The organism is Pseudomonas sp. H1_D04 (genome assembly GCF_054683855.1).
Genome location: NZ_CP162826.1, coordinates 812,452 through 831,074 on the forward strand (window position 1 = coordinate 812,452; position 18,623 = coordinate 831,074).

At 58.8% G+C, this 18,623-nt stretch carries 18 protein-coding genes; 11 read left to right on the forward strand and 7 right to left on the reverse strand.

The annotated features are described in order from the left end of the window. Positions 1-47: 47 nt before the first annotated feature. On the forward strand, positions 48-1,910 hold the full coding sequence (locus AB4N82_RS03875) for a flavin monoamine oxidase family protein (protein WP_460104445.1): 1,863 nt from the start codon (positions 48-50) through the stop codon (positions 1,908-1,910). Positions 1,911-2,283: 373 nt separating this feature from the next. Then, positions 2,284-3,909, forward strand: coding sequence for a glucan biosynthesis protein D (locus AB4N82_RS03880; protein WP_032891741.1), 1,626 nt, complete (start codon positions 2,284-2,286; stop codon positions 3,907-3,909). Between the two features lie 51 nt (positions 3,910-3,960). Here AB4N82_RS03880 and AB4N82_RS03885 read toward each other — a convergent pair whose 3' ends face one another. From AB4N82_RS03885 to AB4N82_RS03895, 3 genes are all read right to left on the reverse strand, one after another. Then, on the reverse strand, positions 3,961-4,146 hold the full coding sequence (locus AB4N82_RS03885; protein WP_032891743.1) for a hypothetical protein: 186 nt from the start codon (positions 4,144-4,146) through the stop codon (positions 3,961-3,963). 271 nt (positions 4,147-4,417) lie between these two features. Further along, entirely contained in the window at positions 4,418-5,524 is a 1,107-nt protein-coding gene (locus tag AB4N82_RS03890) for an NADH:flavin oxidoreductase/NADH oxidase (RefSeq protein WP_032891746.1), read from the reverse strand. A 125-nt stretch (positions 5,525-5,649) separates the two neighbouring features. Beyond that, positions 5,650-7,551, reverse strand: a complete 1,902-nt coding sequence (locus tag AB4N82_RS03895) for a potassium transporter Kup (RefSeq protein WP_032891749.1) — start codon at positions 7,549-7,551, stop codon at positions 5,650-5,652. Positions 7,552-7,907: 356 nt separating this feature from the next. Between AB4N82_RS03895 and AB4N82_RS03900 the strand changes: the two genes are divergently transcribed. From AB4N82_RS03900 to tsaA, 6 genes are all read left to right on the forward strand, one after another. Next, complete coding sequence (locus AB4N82_RS03900) at positions 7,908-8,285, forward strand: c-type cytochrome (RefSeq protein WP_095183977.1); 378 nt, start codon at positions 7,908-7,910, stop codon at positions 8,283-8,285. A 195-nt stretch (positions 8,286-8,480) separates the two neighbouring features. Beyond that, complete coding sequence (rimO, locus tag AB4N82_RS03905; RefSeq protein ID WP_122764865.1) at positions 8,481-9,821, forward strand: 30S ribosomal protein S12 methylthiotransferase RimO; 1,341 nt, start codon at positions 8,481-8,483, stop codon at positions 9,819-9,821. 103 nt (positions 9,822-9,924) lie between these two features. After that, positions 9,925-10,398 (forward strand): GNAT family N-acetyltransferase, encoded by a 474-nt coding sequence (locus AB4N82_RS03910; RefSeq protein ID WP_032891753.1) that lies wholly within the window; start codon positions 9,925-9,927, stop codon positions 10,396-10,398. Between the two features lie 71 nt (positions 10,399-10,469). Next, positions 10,470-11,180, forward strand: a complete 711-nt coding sequence (locus AB4N82_RS03915; protein WP_032891755.1) for an rRNA pseudouridine synthase — start codon at positions 10,470-10,472, stop codon at positions 11,178-11,180. Between the two features lie 67 nt (positions 11,181-11,247). Beyond that, positions 11,248-11,709: a YehS family protein gene (locus tag AB4N82_RS03920; protein WP_032891756.1), complete on the forward strand. Its 462-nt coding sequence runs from the start codon at positions 11,248-11,250 to the stop codon at positions 11,707-11,709. A gap of 3 nt (positions 11,710-11,712) precedes the next feature. Further along, positions 11,713-12,408 carry a tRNA (N6-threonylcarbamoyladenosine(37)-N6)-methyltransferase TrmO gene (tsaA, locus tag AB4N82_RS03925; RefSeq protein WP_032891757.1) on the forward strand — a complete coding sequence of 232 codons (696 nt, stop codon included), beginning with the start codon at positions 11,713-11,715 and terminating at the stop codon, positions 12,406-12,408. 150 nt (positions 12,409-12,558) lie between these two features. Here tsaA and fpr read toward each other — a convergent pair whose 3' ends face one another. Next, positions 12,559-13,338, reverse strand: coding sequence for a ferredoxin-NADP reductase (fpr, locus tag AB4N82_RS03930; RefSeq protein ID WP_003189055.1), 780 nt, complete (start codon positions 13,336-13,338; stop codon positions 12,559-12,561). Positions 13,339-13,461: 123 nt separating this feature from the next. Here fpr and AB4N82_RS03935 point away from each other — a divergent pair, with 123 nt between their 5' ends. Further along, positions 13,462-14,388 carry a LysR family transcriptional regulator gene (locus AB4N82_RS03935; RefSeq protein ID WP_026013711.1) on the forward strand — a complete coding sequence of 309 codons (927 nt, stop codon included), beginning with the start codon at positions 13,462-13,464 and terminating at the stop codon, positions 14,386-14,388. A gap of 3 nt (positions 14,389-14,391) precedes the next feature. On the opposite strand, the gene AB4N82_RS03940 is transcribed toward AB4N82_RS03935, so the two are convergent. The 3 genes from AB4N82_RS03940 to AB4N82_RS03950 all read right to left on the reverse strand — a co-directional run bounded on the left by AB4N82_RS03940 (position 14,392) and on the right by AB4N82_RS03950 (position 16,452). Then, positions 14,392-14,754 (reverse strand): diacylglycerol kinase, encoded by a 363-nt coding sequence (locus AB4N82_RS03940; RefSeq protein WP_032891758.1) that lies wholly within the window; start codon positions 14,752-14,754, stop codon positions 14,392-14,394. Between the two features lie 75 nt (positions 14,755-14,829). Beyond that, positions 14,830-15,480, reverse strand: a complete 651-nt coding sequence (erdR, locus tag AB4N82_RS03945) for a response regulator transcription factor ErdR (RefSeq protein ID WP_032891760.1) — start codon at positions 15,478-15,480, stop codon at positions 14,830-14,832. Between the two features lie 252 nt (positions 15,481-15,732). Then, positions 15,733-16,452 carry a tRNA-uridine aminocarboxypropyltransferase gene (locus AB4N82_RS03950; protein WP_122764864.1) on the reverse strand — a complete coding sequence of 240 codons (720 nt, stop codon included), beginning with the start codon at positions 16,450-16,452 and terminating at the stop codon, positions 15,733-15,735. A gap of 179 nt (positions 16,453-16,631) precedes the next feature. On the opposite strand from AB4N82_RS03950, the gene AB4N82_RS03955 reads away from it, so the two are divergent. Beyond that, on the forward strand, positions 16,632-17,066 hold the full coding sequence (locus tag AB4N82_RS03955; protein WP_122764863.1) for a PA3611 family quorum-sensing-regulated virulence factor: 435 nt from the start codon (positions 16,632-16,634) through the stop codon (positions 17,064-17,066). A gap of 291 nt (positions 17,067-17,357) precedes the next feature. Next, positions 17,358-18,470 carry an LOG family protein gene (locus AB4N82_RS03960; RefSeq protein WP_095183974.1) on the forward strand — a complete coding sequence of 371 codons (1,113 nt, stop codon included), beginning with the start codon at positions 17,358-17,360 and terminating at the stop codon, positions 18,468-18,470. Positions 18,471-18,623: the final 153 nt, after the last annotated feature.

The window sequence follows — 18,623 nt, forward strand, 5'->3', positions numbered from 1 at the left end:
ACCTTGGGTGCCGGGTCCTACAACAATAAAATCTCAGGTTCCCACCAATGGACATCACCCGCCGCGACTTCCTCAACGGCGTCGCCATTACCGTTGCCGCAGGCATGACCCCACTGCAACTGCTCCAGGCCGCACCCGATGGCCGCTACTACCCCCCTGCCCTTACCGGCCTGCGCGGCAGCCATGTCGGCTCGTTCGAAGTGGCTCACCAGATGGGCTGGGAAAAGAAAGTGTTCGACACCGAGAAATTGCCGATCACCGAGGATTACGACCTGGTGGTGGTCGGGGGTGGCTTGAGCGGTTTGTCGGCGGCATGGTTCTACCGGGAAAAGCACCCCAAGGCGAAGATCCTGATCCTGGAAAACCACGACGACTTCGGCGGCCACGCCAAGCGCAATGAATTCCAGGCCGGTGGCCGCATGATCATCGGTTACGGCGGCAGCGAGGCGTTGCAGTCGCCGAACCATCTGTACAGCAAGGAAGTGAACGGGCTGTTGAAGAAGCTTGGGGTTGATATCAAGCGCTTCGAAACCGCCTTCGACCGCCAGTTCTACCCCAACCTGGGCCTGTCGCGCGGTGTGTTTTTCGACAAGGAAAACTTCGGCGAAGACAAACTGGTGACCGGCGACCCGACGCCCATGGTGGCCGACGATATTGCGCCGGACCAACTGCATGCGCGGTCCATCAGCGACTTCATCAATGACTTCCCCCTGCCTGCAGAGGATCGCCAGGCGCTGATAGACCTGCACATGACGCCAAAGGACTACTTGCCAGGTAAGACTGCCGAAGAAAAGGCCGACCATCTGGCGGCGACCAGCTACCGCAATTTCCTGCTCAAGGACGTAGGGTTATCGGAAGGCGCGGTGAAGTACTTCCAAAGCCGTACCAATGACTTCATGGCGCTGAGCATTGATGCCGTGGCAGCGGCCGATGCCTATAGCGTAGGTTTCCCGGGGTTTGCGGGCATGAACCTGGCACCGATCAGCGAAGAAGCCGCAGCGGAAATGGAAGAGCCCTACATCTACCACTTCCCGGATGGCAACGCCTCGGTGGCGCGGTTGCTGGTGCGCAGTCTGATCCCAGGCGTAGCACCGGGGCACACCATGGACGACATCGTGCTGGCTACCTTTGACTACGCCAGGCTCGACCAACCCAAGGCGGCGGTACGGCTGCGCTTGAACAGCACCGCCGTCAGCGTGCGTAACGTCGATGGCGGTGTGCATATCGGCTACAGCCGCGGCGGCCAGCTCGCACAGGTGCGCGGCAAGCGCTGCATCCTGGCGTGCTACAACATGATGATTCCGTACCTGCTCAAAGACCTGCCAGCGCCCCAGGCCCATGCCTTGAGCCAGAACGTGAAATACCCGCTGTTGTACACCAAGGTGGTGATCCGCAATTGGCAGTCCTTCCAAAAACTGGGGGTGCATGAGATTTACGCGGCGACCCAACCGTACAGTCGCATCAAGCTGGACTACCCGGTGAGCATGGGCGGCTACGATCACCCACGGGACCCGACGCAGCCGATTGGCCTGCACATGGTCTACGTGCCCACCAGCCCCAACAGCGGTATGAACGCCCGCGACCAGGCACGCGCCGGGCGGGGCAAGCTGTATGGGCAGACGTTCGAGCAACTGGAGGCGCAACTGCGTGACCAACTGCAACGCATGCTCGGGCCGGGTGGGTTCAAGCACGAGACGGATATTCTGGCGATCACGGTCAACCGCTGGTCACACGGGTATGCGAGCTTCTCCAACAGCTTGTTTGATGACGCAGATGAGAGCGAAGCGTTGATGAATCTGGCGCGCAAACCTGTAGGCCATGTGAGCATCGCCAACTCGGATGCGGCGTGGAGTGCGTACGCCCATGCGGCGATTGATGAGGCTTTTCGGGCAGTGAGAGAGGTGGGCTAAGTCGAAATAGTCTGGCTAAACGAAGTCTTGTGGTGAGCGGGCTTGCCCCGCGCTGGGCTGCAAAGCGGCCCTGAAGCCAAACGCCGCACGTTTTCAGACGGCCTGTGTGGTTTTCATGGGGGCCGCTTCGCGCCCCGGCGCGGGGCAAGCCCGCTCACTACAACAGTACGCAACTCACCTGACGACACAACTTGTTTCATATGCAACGCCATCACACAGCCATCAATCATTTTTCCTACACCATCGAACCGCTTAAGCTATCCGGCGTCTGTTTAATGTCCGTTGCGTTTGGCCGAAGGCATGTCCGAACCGTTATTTCTGATCCAGCACGTGCCAGGAACGGCGCGGGATTTGCTCACGACAGGTTGTCTCTATGCACCGCAGGAATTTGCTCAAAGCGTCCATGGCCATTGCGGCTTACACCGGTTTGTCGGCCAGCGGCCTACTGGCCGCGCAGGCCTGGGCCGGGAACCGTGCCGCCGACGGCAAGGCCGTGGCGTTCGATTTCGACGCACTGAAAGCCCAGGCCAAGCAACTCGCCGGAACCGCGTATAAAGACACCAAACAGGTGCTGCCGCCGACTCTGGCGACCATGACCCCACAGAATTTCAACGCCATTGGCTACGACGGCAAGCATTCGCTGTGGAAAGAGTTGAACGGCCAGTTGGACGTGCAGTTTTTCCACGTCGGCATGGGTTTCAAGACACCGGTGCGCATGCACAGCGTTGATCCGAAAACCCGTGAAGCCCGTGAAGTGCACTTCCGCCCTTCGCTGTTCAACTATGAAAAAACCACCGTCGACACCAAACAGCTGACCGGCGACCTGGGTTTCTCCGGCTTCAAGCTGTTCAAGGCACCGGAGCTGGACCGCCATGACGTGCTGTCGTTTCTCGGCGCCAGCTACTTCCGCGCGGTGGATTCCACCGGCCAATACGGCCTGTCGGCCCGAGGCCTGGCCATCGACACCTACGCCAAAAAACGCGAAGAATTCCCTGATTTCACCCAGTTCTGGTTCGAAACTCCAGACAAGGACGCCACGCGTTTTGTGGTCTACGCCCTGCTTGACTCGCCAAGCGCCACCGGCGCCTACCGCTTCGATATCGACTGCCAGGCCAACCAAGTGGTGATGGCGATCGACGCCCATATCAATGCGCGGACTGCCATCGAACAACTGGGCATTGCCCCTATGACCAGCATGTTCAGCTGCGGCACCCACGAGCGCCGGATGTGCGACACCATCCACCCGCAAATCCACGACTCGGACCGCCTGGCGATGTGGCGCGGCAACGGCGAGTGGATCTGCCGCCCGCTGAACAACCCCGCCAAGTTGCAATTCAATGCATTCGCCGACAAAGACCCGAAAGGCTTTGGCCTGGTGCAGACCGACCATGAGTTCGCCAGCTATCAGGACACTGTGGACTGGTACAGCAAGCGCCCAAGCCTGTGGGTCGAACCGACCACCGCCTGGGGCGAAGGCTCAATCGACCTGTTGGAGATCCCCACCACCGGCGAGACCCTGGACAACATCGTGGCCTTCTGGACCCCGAAGAAGCCGGTGGCGGCGGGTGAATCGCTGAACTATGGCTACAAACTGTACTGGAGCGCCTTGCCACCGGTGAGCACACCATTGGCCCAGGTCGACGCGACCCGTTCCGGCATGGGCGGTTTTACCGAAGGTTGGGCGCCGGGTGAACATTACCCGGACGTGTGGGCGCGCCGTTTTGCCGTGGACTTCAAGGGCGGTGGCTTGGACCGTTTACCGCCAGGCACAGGGATTGAGCCCGTGGTGACTTGCTCCCATGGTGAAGTGAAAGACTTCAGCGTGCTGGTGCTCGATAACATCAAGGGCTACCGCATCCTGTTCGACTGGTACCCGACCAGCGACAGCGTGGAACCGGTGGAGCTGCGCCTGTTTATCCGAACCCAGGACCGCACCTTGAGTGAAACCTGGCTGTATCAGTACTTCCCGCCGGCACCGGACCAGCGCAAGTACACCTGATTCAACTGTGGGAGGGGGCTTGCTCCCTCCCACATGCGTTCCACGTCGACTCTAAAACCGCGACACGCTCTTCATCGCCCCAATCAGATAACGCATCGCCACCTGATCGCTCTCGTTCAGAGCGCGATACTGCGCCAGCAACTCGACCTCATCCAAACTCAACCGGCGGCTACGCAAGGACACCCTGCGGGTCAAAAAAGACGCCACCAAACCTGCTACTCCATAGGACTTGGCCATGGACTGTTTCTCCTGATATCAATCAAATACTCCCGGCGCCCATCAACCATCTCCCGTGAAGCGCAATGCCTCCGTGGACAAACAGACTGACTCCCTGGGCCAGAAATCGGTCTTACCCTAAGCGTAGAAACAATCTCGTTACGTGTGGGATTTTTTTAGAGTATTCACTTAAAAAATTACTTCGGTAACAAATACCTACAGCGCCATCCCACAGCAACAGGCAAAAAAAACCCACCGGCTCAGGGTGGGTTTAGATGGAGTCAGCGAAGGATCAATCCCTCAAGTCAGACTCATGAATCGGTTGATCCCGATGGGTCGCGCGTTGGTACTGAGCCGGCCAGATTGCTTTGCGTCCGCCCAAGTCATCGTCGGCGTGCAACGGCCAGTACGGATCGCGCAGCAGTTCACGAGCCAGGAAGATGATATCGGCCTGGCAAGTGCGCAGGATGTGCTCGGCCTGAGCCGGTTCGGTGATCATGCCCACGGTCCCCGTGGCGATGCCCGACTCCTTGCGCACGCGCTCGGCGAAGCGCGTCTGGTAGCCCGGCCCGGTGGGGATCTCGGCATTGGCGGCGGTGCCACCGGAGGATACGTCGATCAGGTCCACGCCCAGGTCTTTGAGGCGGCGTGCCAGTTCCACGGTTTCATCAGGGTTCCAGCCGTCCTCCACCCAGTCGGTGGCCGACACCCGTACGAACAGCGGCAACTCCTGGGGCCAGACTTCACGCACGGCCTTGGTCACCTGAAGCACCAGCCGGATACGGTTTTCAAAGGAGCCGCCGTATTGGTCCTGCCGCTGATTGCTGATGGGTGACAGGAATTGGTGCAACAGATAACCGTGAGCCGCGTGAATTTCCACCACCTCGAAACCCGCGGTGAGCGCACGTTTGGCAGCGGCGACGAAGTCAGCGATCACTTGCTGGATCTGCGCTTCGTCCAGTTGCCGCGGTTGGGTGTGTTGAGGGTCAAAGGCAATCGGCGATGGACCTACCGGTACCCAACCACCGTCCTCCGGCTTGACGCTGCCATGCTTGCCGATCCACGGCCGATGGGTGCTGGCCTTGCGCCCAGCGTGGGCCAGTTGGATGCCAGCCACCGCGCCCTGGGCGGCGATAAAACGGGTGATGCGTTGCAGCGGTTCGATCTGTTGGTCGTTCCACAAGCCCAAGTCCTGTGCCGTGATGCGGCCATCGGCAGTCACGGCGGTGGCCTCGGTGAAAATCAGCCCGGCGCCGCCGACGGCACGACTGCCGAGGTGCACCAGATGCCAGTCATTGGCCAGTCCATCGTCACTGGAGTATTGGCACATCGGCGAGACGGCAATGCGGTTCAGGAGGGTCAATTGGCGCAGGGTATAGGGTTCGAGCAGCTGACTCATGGCGCACCTCTTCTGGGTTCTATGGGCACTGTTCAACAGTGCTTAGAGCCTAGTCGACAACGATCGATTGCACAGGGTTCAGACGGAAAGCGGGAGCCGATTGCCGGCTCCCTTGCTGCAGATACTTACATCTCGACCTGGGTGCCCAGCTCGATCACCCGGTTTACCGGAAGTTTGAAGAAGCGCAGGTTGCCGTTGGCATTCTTCAACATGAATGCAAACAAGGCTTCGCGCCAGCGCGCCATGCCTTCGATTTTCGAGGCAATCACCGTCTCGCGACTGAGGAAGTAGGTGGTGCGCATTGGGCTGAAATCCAGATCATCCAAGTGGCACAACTTCAGCGCTTCGGGCACATCCGGCTCGTCGGTGAAGCCGAAGTGCAGGATCACGCGGAAGAACCCTTCCCCGTAGGAATCCACCTCGAAACGACGCGACGCCGGGACGCGCGGGATGTCTTCATAGACCACCGTCAGCAGCACCACTTGCTCGTGCAATACCTGGTTATGCAGCAGGTTGTGCAACAGCGCATGGGGCACGGCATCGGGCCGCGCGGTGAGGAACACCGCCGTGCCCTGAACCCGATGGGGCGGCTGCACGCGAATACTGCTGATAAAGATCGGCAGCGGCAGGCCGCCTTCGTCGAGACGTTCCACCAGTAATTGCTTGCCGCGCTTCCAGGTGGTCATCAACACGAACAGCACGATCCCCGCGATCACCGGGAAGGCGCCGCCCTGGATGATTTTCGGTACGTTGGCCGCGAAATACAGCCCATCCACCAACAGGCAGCAGAGCAGTACCGGCACGGCCAGCACTGGGGGCCATTTCCACAGCAGCAACATCACCGCCGAGACGAGGATGGTGGTCATCAACATGGTGCCCGTCACCGCCACGCCGTAGGCCGAGGCCAGTGCGTTTGAGGACTCGAAGCCCAGCACCAGCAGGATCACGCCGACCATCAGCGACCAGTTCACCGCGCCGATATAGATCTGGCCCTGTTCGGCACTGGAGGTGTGTTGAATGTGCATGCGCGGGATGTAACCCAGTTGGATCGCCTGGCGAGTCAAGGAGAACGCGCCGGAAATCACCGCCTGGGAAGCAATCACCGTCGCCAGGGTCGACAGAACCACCAGCGGGATCAGCGCCCAGCTCGGCGCCAGCAGATAGAACGGGTTGCGCGCGGCTTCAGGATCGCCCAGCAGCATGGCGCCCTGGCCGAAATAGTTGAGCACCAGCGCCGGCAACACCAGGATGAACCAGGCGCGGGCAATGGGCTTGCGGCCGAAATGGCCCATGTCGGCGTACAGCGCTTCGGCGCCAGTCAGTGCCAGCACCACGGCACCCAGGATGGCAACGCCAATGCCTGGATGAGCCTCGAAGAAACGCACGGCCCACATCGGGTTCAATGCCTTGAGCACTTCGGGATGCTGGCTGATGCCATAGATACCCAGCCCGCCCAGCACCAGGAACCAGGTCACCATCACCGGCCCGAACAGCTTACCGATGCGATCAGTACCGTGTTTCTGGATCAGAAACAGCGCCACCAGCACCACCAACGCAATCGGCACAACCCATTTTTCCAGGCCGTCGAACGCCAGCTCCAGGCCTTCTACTGCTGACAACACCGAAATCGCCGGGGTGATCATGCTGTCACCGTAGAACAGCGCCGCCCCGCACAGGCCACACACGACCAGGAAACTGCGCAGCTTTTTTCGTTCCCCCGCTGCCCGACGTGCCAGTGCGGTCAGGGCCATGATGCCGCCTTCGCCCTGGTTGTCGGCGCGCAGCACGAACAGCATGTATTTGATCGAAACGACCCAGATCAGCGACCAGAAGATCAGCGCCAGGATCCCCAAGACACCGTCATGGTTAACCTGAACCCCATACCCTCCGGTGAACACCTCTTTGAGGGTGTAGAGCGGACTGGTCCCGATATCGCCGTAAACCACCCCGACCGCCGCCACCAGCATGCCGATCGGCTTGGTGTTTGAATGCTCGGCACTTGCTGCCTGACTACTCGCGTGACCCATCAACCACTCCTGCCCTTTGACCTGAGGTCTCTTATAAACAACGCGCCTAAGCTGACCCTAGCATGCGCTGTTTTACTTCTCGTAACAGACGTTTTATTGACCCAAGGTTTTTACCCGTGCGCAACGGCGCGAAGCATAGCGCAGCACTCGTCACATTTCCCTGCATAAAGCTGGTCAAGTGAATTGCCCGTGGCTAGCATCGCGCTCTTTTCGATCACAGAGGCCTACAGCACTGGTTCGCTGCCTGGCCGTGCGCGACCGGCCACATACAGAGGTCGGACGTGCCCTGCCCGTCACCAACGCCAGGCCCTGAACTTGCCCTCGATTCAGATCCAGCTGATACAACAAGGACGTCTATGAGAAGAGTATTTATTGCTTCGCTGGCAGTGTTATCGCTGGCTCAAACATCACTGTCCTTCGCGGATAACCTCAACGGAAAAAATATCTACCTACAGCGATGCGCCATGTGCCACGGAGCGGACATCAAAGGCACGGGACCCTTGGCCAGTAAGAGCAACCCTCCGACACCAAACCTCACCACACCCGCGTTCAAGAAACGACTTAAGGATTATCCGGGCGTAATTGTGTCGTCGATAATACTTCGACCCAATGGAGACCTGATTCCAAAAACCTTGCGAGAGAACGGTGTGAAGCTGCCACCGTTCGCTTGGCGGATTAATGATCTGCGCGATTTGAATCAGTACATGACGGGTGTGATTTCAATGAGTCGGTGAGCTTGAGGTAAGCGTTGGGCACTTATAGAACACGCCGGCCAGCAAAAGAGCACTCGTCGCATTTCCCCGCATAAAGCTGGTCAAGTGCGCTGCCCATCGCTAGAATTGCGCACTTTTTGATCAGAGGCACACCAAGTGCCCGTCCACCGCCTTGTCGTGCCCGACTGGCGGCGTCATTCAATACCGAGGTTAGACATGTCCACCACCATCGCAAAAGCCAACCCTAAGGTTGGCTTTGTTTCCCTGGGTTGCCCGAAGGCTCTGGTCGACTCCGAGCGCATCCTCACGCAACTGCGTATGGAAGGCTATGACGTTGTGTCCACTTACCAGGACGCCGACGTGGTGGTGGTCAACACCTGCGGCTTTATCGACTCGGCCAAGGCAGAGTCCCTGGAAGTGATCGGCGAAGCCATCAAGGAAAACGGCAAGGTCATCGTGACCGGCTGCATGGGTGTGGAAGAAGGCAATATCCGCAACGTGCACCCGAGCGTGCTCGCCGTGACCGGTCCGCAGCAGTACGAGCAGGTGGTCAATGCCGTGCACCAAGTAGTGCCGCCGCGCCAGGATCACAACCCGCTGATCGACCTGGTGCCGCCGCAAGGCATCAAGTTGACCCCGCGCCACTATGCGTACCTGAAGATTTCCGAAGGCTGCAACCACAGCTGCAGCTTCTGCATCATCCCGTCGATGCGGGGCAAGCTGGTCAGCCGCCCGGTCGGTGACGTGCTCGACGAAGCCCAACGCCTGGTCAAATCCGGCGTGAAAGAGCTGTTGGTGATCTCTCAGGACACCAGCGCCTACGGCGTCGACGTGAAATACCGTACCGGTTTCTGGAACGGCGCGCCGGTGAAAACCCGTATGACCGAACTCTGCGAAGCCCTCAGCAGCCTGGGCGTGTGGGTGCGCCTGCATTACGTTTACCCGTACCCGCACGTAGACGAACTGATCCCGTTGATGGCTGCCGGCAAGATCCTGCCGTACCTGGACATCCCGTTCCAGCACGCCAGCCCGAAAGTCCTGAAGGCGATGAAACGCCCAGCTTTCGAAGACAAGACCCTGGCGCGCATCAAGAACTGGCGCGAGATCTGCCCGGAGCTGATCATCCGTTCCACCTTCATCGTCGGCTTCCCCGGCGAAACCGAAGAAGACTTCCAGTACCTGTTGAACTGGCTGACCGAAGCCCAACTGGATCGCGTCGGCTGCTTCCAGTACTCCCCGGTGGAAGGTGCTCCAGCCAACCTGCTGGACCTGGCCGTGGTGCCGGACGACGTCAAGCAAGACCGTTGGGAGCGTTTCATGGCGCACCAACAGGCGATCAGCTCGGCGCGCCTGCAATTGCGTATCGGCAAGGAAATCGAAGTGCTGATCGACGAAGTCGACGAGCAAGGCGCGGTTGGCCGCTGCTTCTTCGACGCGCCGGAAATCGACGGTAACGTGTTTATCGACGATGCCAGCGGTTTAAAGCCGGGCGACAAGGTCTGGTGCACCGTGACCGACGCCGACGAATACGACCTGTGGGCCGAAAAGCGCGACTAACGCTGTAAAAATTTAAAAAAGCCCTGCTTCTGGACAAGATGCGGGGCTTTTTTACGTCTATCGTTTTGCCCATCAGCACCGATCACAGCAAGGGGCAGCGGGCATGCGTCAGCATTCGATTATCCATACACCTAAAATCAGCGACTACGCGGAGTTGGCGCGGATCTGGGAGGATTCGGTGCGGGCCACTCATGACTTTTTACCCGAGAGTTACATCGTACTGCTCAAGGGTCTGGTGCTGACCCGCTACCTGGACTCGGTGATGCTGATCTGCACCAAAGACTCACGCCAGCGCATCACCGGGTTTGCCGGGGTTGCGGCGGGCAAGGTGGAGATGCTGTTTATCGACCCGCAGCACCGTGGTCAGGGTCTTGGCCGACAGCTGCTGTGGTATGCGATCGAGCACATGAATGCCCAAGCGCTGGACGTCAACGAACAGAACCCACAGGCCCTGGGGTTTTACTTGAAACTCGGGTTCGAGGTGATCGGACGCACGGAGCATGATGGCTTGGGCCAACCTTATCCGTTGCTCCATATGCGTTTGCACCAGCTACAACAGCAGGAGCGTCAGGGCTAAATGAAATGGGGCCGGGATTAACCGCGCCCACACAGGTACAATAGCCGCCCCCTTTTGTTACGGCCCTTGTCATGACTGACCCCATACGCCTCTCCAAACGCCTTATCGAACTGGTCGGTTGCTCCCGTCGGGAGGCTGAGCTGTTTATCGAAGGCGGCTGGGTCTCGGTGGACGGTGAAGTGATCGACGAGCCGCAGTTCAAGGTCACGACCCAGAAAGTCGAACTCGACCCCGACGCTAAGGCGACAGTGCCTGAACCGGTGACCATCCTGCTGCACGCCCCTGCTGGCGTGGATGCCGAGACAGCCATGGCCTCGATCAGCGCCGAAACGCTCTCCGAAGAACACCGTTTCAGCAAGCGCCCGCTCAAAGGTCACTTCCTGCGCCTGACCGCCAGCGCCGACCTGCAAGCCAAGGCCAGCGGCCTGTTGGTGTTTACCCAGGACTGGAAGATTCTGCGCAAGTTGACCGCCGATGCCACCAAGATCGAGCAGGAATACGTGGTAGAGGTCGAGGGCGACATGGTTGCTCACGGCCTCAACCGCCTCAATCACGGCCTGACCTACAAGGGCAAGGAGCTGCCAGCAGTTAAAGCCAGCTGGCAGAACGAAAACCGCCTGCGTTTCGCGATGAAAAACCCGCAGCCAGGCGTGATCGCGCTGTTCTGTGAAGCCGTTGGCCTGAAGGTCGTGGCGATCCGCCGCATCCGTATCGGCGGCGTGTCCATCGGCAAGGTGCCGGTCGGTCAATGGCGTTACTTGTCCGGCAAAGAGAAGTTCTAAGCCGCTCCCCTTTTCTCGACACCGCCTGATGGGCGGTGTCCTCAGTTGAATACCAGGACTGCCCACCATGATTCACAACGACGTACTGCGCAGCGTGCGCTACATGCTCGACATCAGCGACAACAAGATGGTCGAGATCATCAAGCTCGGCGGCATGGACGTAACCAAGGAAGACCTGCTGACCTACCTCAAGAAAGATGAGGAAGAAGGCTTCGTGTTCTGCCCGGATGAAGTAATGGCGTACTTCCTCGATGGTCTGGTGATCTTCAAGCGTGGCAAGGACGAAAGCCGTCCGCCGCAGCCGATCGAAACCCCGGTGACCAACAACATCATCCTGAAAAAGCTGCGTGTAGCCTTCGAACTGAAGGAAGACGATATGCACGCCATCCTCAAGGCTGCCGAGTTTCCGGTGTCCAAGCCGGAGCTGAGCGCGCTGTTCCGCAAGTTCGGCCACACCAACTACCGTACCTGTGGCGACCAGTTGCTGCGCAACTTCCTCAAGGGCCTGACCCTGCGGGTTCGTGCGTAAGCCATGAGCTATCAGGTCTCACCCGTCGGTTTCGTACGCTCCTGCTTCAAGGAGAAGTTCGCCATTCCGCGCCAACCACAACTGGCGCCAGCGGCCCGAGGCGTGCTGGAACTGGTGGCGCCGTTTGACCAGGGTGAAGCAGTGCAGGGCCTGGAGCAGGTCAGCCACGTGTGGCTGTTGTTCCTGTTTCACCAGGCCCTGGAAGACAAACCACGCCTCAAAGTGCGCCCGCCACGCCTGGGCGGCAACACGTCCATGGGCGTGTTTGCCACCCGTGCGACCCATCGGCCCAACGGCATCGGCCAGTCGGTGGTGAAGCTGGACAAAGTGGAACCGGGCCGACTGTGGATTTCCGGGATTGATTTGCTCGATGGCACGCCGGTGTTGGATATCAAGCCGTATGTGCCATATGCCGATAGTGTCGCGGACGCCACCAATGGCATCGCCAGTGATGCGCCGAACCTGATTGGCGTGCAATGGCTGAAAACCGCCCTGCTGCAAGCACAAGACCACGCTCAACGCCTGGGAGAGCCTCTGGTGGAGTTGATTGATCAGTGCTTGGCGCAGGATCCACGGCCGGCGTACCAAAAGCCTGGGCCTGAGCGTGAATATGGCGCGCAGTTCTGGGACGTGGATGTGCGCTGGCACTATCCCGAGGCGGGGATGATTTGTGTGCTGGAAGTACTCCCAGCCAACTGAATAAACCGGAAGCAAAATGTGAGAGAGGGCTTGCCCCCGATAGCGGTGTGTCAGTCAGAGATGTATCAACTGACACTCGCTCATCGGGGGCAAGCCCCCTCTCACATTTGGATCTTCTTTGTTGCTTGGTCAGCACATGGGCTGACGGGATTACTTCTCGACGAACGCACGTTCGATCAAGTAATCACCCGGCTCACGCATGCGCGGCGAAACTTTCAGGCCGAAGCTGTTCAACACTTCGCTGGTTTCATCCAACATGCTCGGGCTGCCGCACAGCATGGCGCGGTCGTCCTCGGGGTTGATCGGCGGCAGACCGATGTCGCTGAACAGCTTGCCGCTGCGCATCAGATCGGTCAGGCGACCTTCGTTTTCGAATGGCTCGCGGGTCACGGTAGGGTAGTAAATCAACTTGTCACGCAGTGCCTCGCCGAAGAATTCGTTCTGCGGCAGGTGCTCGGTGATGAACTCGCGGTAGGCGACTTCGTTGACGTAACGCACGCCGTGGCACAGGATCACTTTTTCGAAACGCTCGTAGGTTTCCGGGTCCTGGATCACGCTCATGAACGGAGCAAGGCCAGTACCGGTGCTGAGCAGGTACAGGTGTTTGCCTGGCTTCAAATCGTCAAGCACCAAGGTACCTGTCGGTTTTTTGCTGATGATGATCTCGTCGCCTTCCTTCAAGTGCTGCAATTGGGAAGTCAGCGGGCCATCCGGCACCTTGATGCTGAAGAACTCCAGATGCTCTTCCCAGTTCGGGCTGGCGATGGAGTAAGCGCGCATGAGCGGGCGGCCGTTGGGCTGTTGCAGGCCGATCATCACGAACTGACCGTTCTCAAAGCGCAGGCCCGGATCGCGGGTGCACTTGAAGCTGAACAGAGTGTCGTTCCAGTGATGAACACTGAGGACACGCTCGTGGTTCATGTTGCTCATGTACGGGTAACTCCTGGAAATGGGTCTGCGCCAAATGTAGCTGCGCAATTGCACAGCATTCTAATGGCGGCGACAATATCTGTTAACTGGATTATTAAGATAAGGGTTATCGGTTATATAGATATGCGATTTACTCTCCGTCAACTGCAAGTCTTCGTCGCCGTCGCCCAGCAGGAAAGCGTCTCGCGCGCTGCTGGCCTTCTGGCCTTATCTCAATCGGCAGCCAGCACCTCGATTACGGAGCTGGAGCGTCAATCCAGCTGCCAATTATTCGACCGCGCCGGTAAACGCCTGAGCCTCAACGCCCTGGGCCATCAGCTTCTGCCCCAGGCAGTAGCGCTGCTGGACCAAGCCAAGGAGATCGAAGACCTGCTCAACGGCAAGTCCGGCTTCGGCTCTCTAGCCGTCGGCGCGACCCTGACCATCGGTAATTACCTGGCCACCCTGCTGATCGGCAGCTTCATGCAGCAGCACCCCGAGAGCCAGGTAAAGCTGCATGTGCAGAACACTGCCAATATCGTGCATCAGGTTGCGCACTACGAAATTGACCTGGGTCTAATCGAAGGCGACTGCAGCCACCCCGATATCGAGGTGCAAACCTGGGTGGAGGATGAGCTGGTGGTGTTTTGCGCGCCTCAGCATCACCTGGCCAAGCGAGGAGTGGCCACCATGGAGGAGCTGACCCACGAGGCGTGGATTCTGCGCGAACAAGGCTCAGGCACACGCCTGACCTTCGACCAGGCCATGCGTCATCACCGCAGCGCGCTGAACATCCGCTTGGAGCTTGAGCACACCGAGGCAATCAAGCGCGCCGTGGAGTCGGGATTGGGAATTGGCTGCATCTCGCGCTTGGCACTGCGCGACGCGTTCCGCCGTGGCAGCCTGGTGCCGGTTGAAACCCCTGACCTGGACCTTGCGCGGCAGTTTTACTTCATCTGGCATAAACAAAAATACCAGACCTCGGCGATGCGCGAGTTTCTGGAGCTGTGCCGCGCATTCACCGCTGGGGTTCAGCGCAGCGACGAGATCGTGCTGCCGAACATCGCTTGATCGTTAGATCAGGATCACGGCCCACACCAGGGTAATCATCGTCAGTGCCACAAACTGCGCGGCGCTGCCCATGTCCTTGGCGTTTTTCGACAGTGGATGGCGGTCCAGGGAAATGCGGTCGATGGCTGCTTCTACGGCCGAGTTGAGCAATTCGACGATCAAGGCCAGCAGGCACACTGCAATCAGCAGCGCCCGTTCGACACGACTGACGTTCAGGAAAAAGCTTAGCGGGACAAGGATGACATTCAGCAACACCAACTGCCGGAACGCGGCCTCGCCAGTGAACGCTGCGCGCAGGCCATCCAGGGAATATCCCCCAGCATTGAAGATACGTTTGATACCGGTTTGACCCTTGAAAGGCGACATAGACGTAGGCAACTGAACCAAAGAAGTGGGGAAACTAGATCACGCAAAGTCAAAAAAGCGTGAATCGATAACAGCTCAATGCTGCGAAATTGACTCAAGTTGTTGCAAGAGCAGCGCCGCCTGGGTCCGCGTGCGCACCCCTAGCTTCCGGAAGATCGCGGTCACATGGGCCTTGATGGTCGCTTCCGACACGCTCAGCTCATAGGCAATCTGCTTGTTCAACAGGCCTTCACAGACCATGGTCAACACTCGGAACTGCTGGGGCGTAAGACTCGCCAAGCCATCACGGGCGGCCTTGGCTTCGTCAGACACGTTAATTTCTTCAAACGCTTGCGGCGGCCAGGACACATCACCGTCCAGCACCTTACGTACGGCGCTCTGGATATCTTCCATGGCGCTGGACTTGGGGATAAAGCCACTGGCGCCAAACTCCTTGGAGCGAACCACCACGTCAGCGTCTTCCTGCGCCGAGACCATCACCACGGGAATTTGCGGGTATTGCCCACGCAGCAGCACCAGCCCCGAGAAACCGTAGGCGCCAGGCATGTTCAGGTCGAGCAGCACCAAGTCCCAGTCGGATTTTTCGGTGAGGCGGACTTCCAGTTCGGCAATGCTGGCCACTTCAACCAGACGCACATCCGGGCCAAGGCCCAGCGTTACGGCCTGATGCAGCGCACTGCGAAACAGCGGGTGGTCATCGGCTATCAGGATTTCGTATGTGGCCATTGATTAAATGATCCTGTTTTTTATGGCTGCCTTGATGGGTTCAAGGTTCGCCAGTACACAAGGCAACGGCCAGGCAGCCATCGCCACAGGGCACGTTCAACGTCAAAAGCACGTGATACGACGTCGAAAATTCACGGTTGCGCCCCAATCGGCGCCCAGCATGCCCAGCGTAGCCTAGGGGGTCAAGCACTACGCCCGAGGGCATTTTAGCGGGGTGCAGGCTTACAGTGCCATCATGCCAACGTCGCCTGGCTATACCGCGGGTATATAGGGCGCAAGACGGGTATGGACGGCATCGGTCTCATCCAAAGGCATCTGGAACTTGGCGGCCAAGTAATGGGTGCTGAACACATCGAGGTAGGCATCCAGCACTTCGCTGGCAACCCCATCGCCAGCCAACTCCAGGCAGAGCGCTGCGACTTCGGCGGTACAGAAATGATCATCACGTTTGGAGCGGCGCAGTTTGTAGCGTGAGAGTTGCTCAGGCGCCAGGCTCAGGACCGGTAAGTGCTCCAGATACGGGCTTTTGCGGAACATCTTGCGCGCCTCACTCCAGGTGCCATCGAGCAGGATGAACAATGGGCGCTTGCCCTGCGTAACGATAACTTCGTTGACCACCCGTTCCGGCGCCACAAATTCGCCGGGAAATACGATATACGGCTGCCATTGCGGGTCAGCGAGCAGGGTGAGCAAATCCGGCTCGACTTCGGTGCGAGCCCAAGCGAAGGCAGTGGTGTCGTCAATGACGTCGGCGATCAGCCAGCCGGTGTTACTGGGTTTCATCGGTTCAACATCGTGCATCAGCAGGCACATCGCGGACCGGGCCTCGACTTTCGGGCGCCAGGCACAGAGACAGTACTCGGGAATCACCCGGCAGCCGGGGCAGCGTTCGGCACGGGAGCCTCGGTTGACGAAGGGCTTAATGGCGCGCGCCAGACGCTGGGTACGCAGACGGGAAACGGCATGGCTCATCGGATGCGCCGCAGGAACGGGTAAATCGACACGGATAGAACTCGTGAAAGGCTGAGATGGCCGCAGTTTACCAGCGATACGCCTGGCTGTAGTGGCAAGGGGTCACCTATAATTGCGCGCCACTGAACGCACAGCGCAGTGGCTGGTCTATGCACCAGTAACCGAATCAGGAGAGTTTCATGCTGCGTTCCATGCTGCGCCTTGTCGTCCCATCCATCGCACTTGCGCTGGTATTGCCTTTGGGCGCACATGCGGCCTCGCTGCTGGAGGCCCAGATGAACAGGAAACTGCAAAGCGTCGCGGCAGAAAGCAACAAGGATCTGCCCCGGGAAATCGATGAAAAAACCCTGGAAGTGGCCTACACCGTTGAAGGCATGCAGTTGATCGATCACCTGAGCGTCATGTCCGACCGTGCCGAGCAAATGCGCGCCAACCCCAAGGCTGTGTATTTCCAACTGGGGCAAAGCGTGTGCCTGAACAAAGGCTACCGCGAGCTGATGGCCAAAGGCGCCGTGATGCGCTATGAAATCACCGAGAACAAAACCAACCGCCCTGTGGCTTCGGTAAAGTTCGTGGAAACGGATTGCCCGGCTCCGGCGAAGAAAAAGAAGTAATTCAACCTGACCTTCGCGCGCTGCTATTCAGTGGCGCGCACTCCCCCGCTGCAACGCCCCTCAGACGGCTAGACTCACTCTTGAGCAACCAATAAGCGGTTGCCAGCCAAGGGTTTTTCGGCCCATGATCAAGCCATCCCGACCGCTCGCTCACAGCATTTCTGATGCTGTTCTGTAACATTTTCAGGGCAAAAGAAGGTTGCCCCCTGCGGCAAGCAGCGACACATGCAGTGTCGTAGCCTCCGGCGAACATCTCGTCGGTTACCCGGCCCTGCAAGAAGGAGAAGTTGAATGCCTTACGAACCGAATGACAGCCTGCTCCAGCATTTTGAAAAAAATGGGGCCGACCTCACGCAGCAGGTCGAAGCCCAACTCCAACTGATCGCCCCCGACAGCCCGAATATCCCTCTTTATCGCGACATGATCCTCACCGTGCTGCGCATGGCACAGGACGACCGCAATCGCTGGAATGCCAAGATCACCTTGCAAGCCATACGTGAACTGGACAACGCCTTCCGTGTGCTCGAACAGTTCAAGGGCCGACGCAAGGTCACCGTATTCGGCTCGGCACGTACCCCTGTGGAAAGTCCGCTGTATGCATTAGCCCGGGAAGTAGGCGCAGCACTGGCGCGCTCGGACTTGATGGTGATTACCGGCGGAGGTGGCGGCATCATGGCCGCGGCACACGAAGGCGCCGGCCTGGAGCACAGCCTGGGGTTCAATATCACCTTACCGTTCGAACAGCACGCCAACCCGACCATTGATGGGACCGAGAACCTGCTGTCCTTTCACTTCTTTTTTACCCGCAAACTGTTCTTCGTCAAGGAAGCCGATGGACTGGTGCTATGCCCAGGCGGCTTCGGCACCCTCGATGAAGCACTGGAAGTGCTGACACTGATCCAGACCGGCAAGAGCCCACTGGTACCGGTGGTGTTACTGGATGCACCCGGTGGAGGATTTTGGCAAGGCGCCCTGGATTTTATCCGCAGCCAGTTGGAAGCCAATCGCTATATCTTGCCTACCGACCTCAAGCTGGTGCGGCTGGTGTACAGCGCTGAAGAAGCAGTGGAGGAGATCAATCAGTTTTATGCCAATTTCCATTCCACGCGCTGGTTAAAGCGCGAGTTTGTGGTGCGTATGAATCACCCGCTCAGTGATCGGGCGCTGGCCCACTTGCAAAGTGAGTTTGCCAGCCTGCGGTTAAGCGGCGAGTTTCAGCAACTCGCGTATACGGGTGAGGAGCATGATGAAGCGAGGTTCAGCCATTTGACGCGACTGGTGTTCAACTTTAATGGACGAGACCAAGGCAGACTGCGGGAGTTGGTGGATTACATCAATTTGCCGGAGAACTGGGCGCAGGCTCAGGGGAAGGCGCAGCAGCGAGTGGCGCCAGAGCCGGCTTGATTTTTTAGAGCAAAAAAAGGCCCACTATTTTCATAGTGAGCCTTTTTTGGTGGTGTTTCAGTGGAAATAGGAGGCGAGCGATTGCGGTGATTGGGGCTGATGCGCAGCCCAGCGCTGGGCAAGCCCGCTCACCACAACATGCTTGCTCTACAC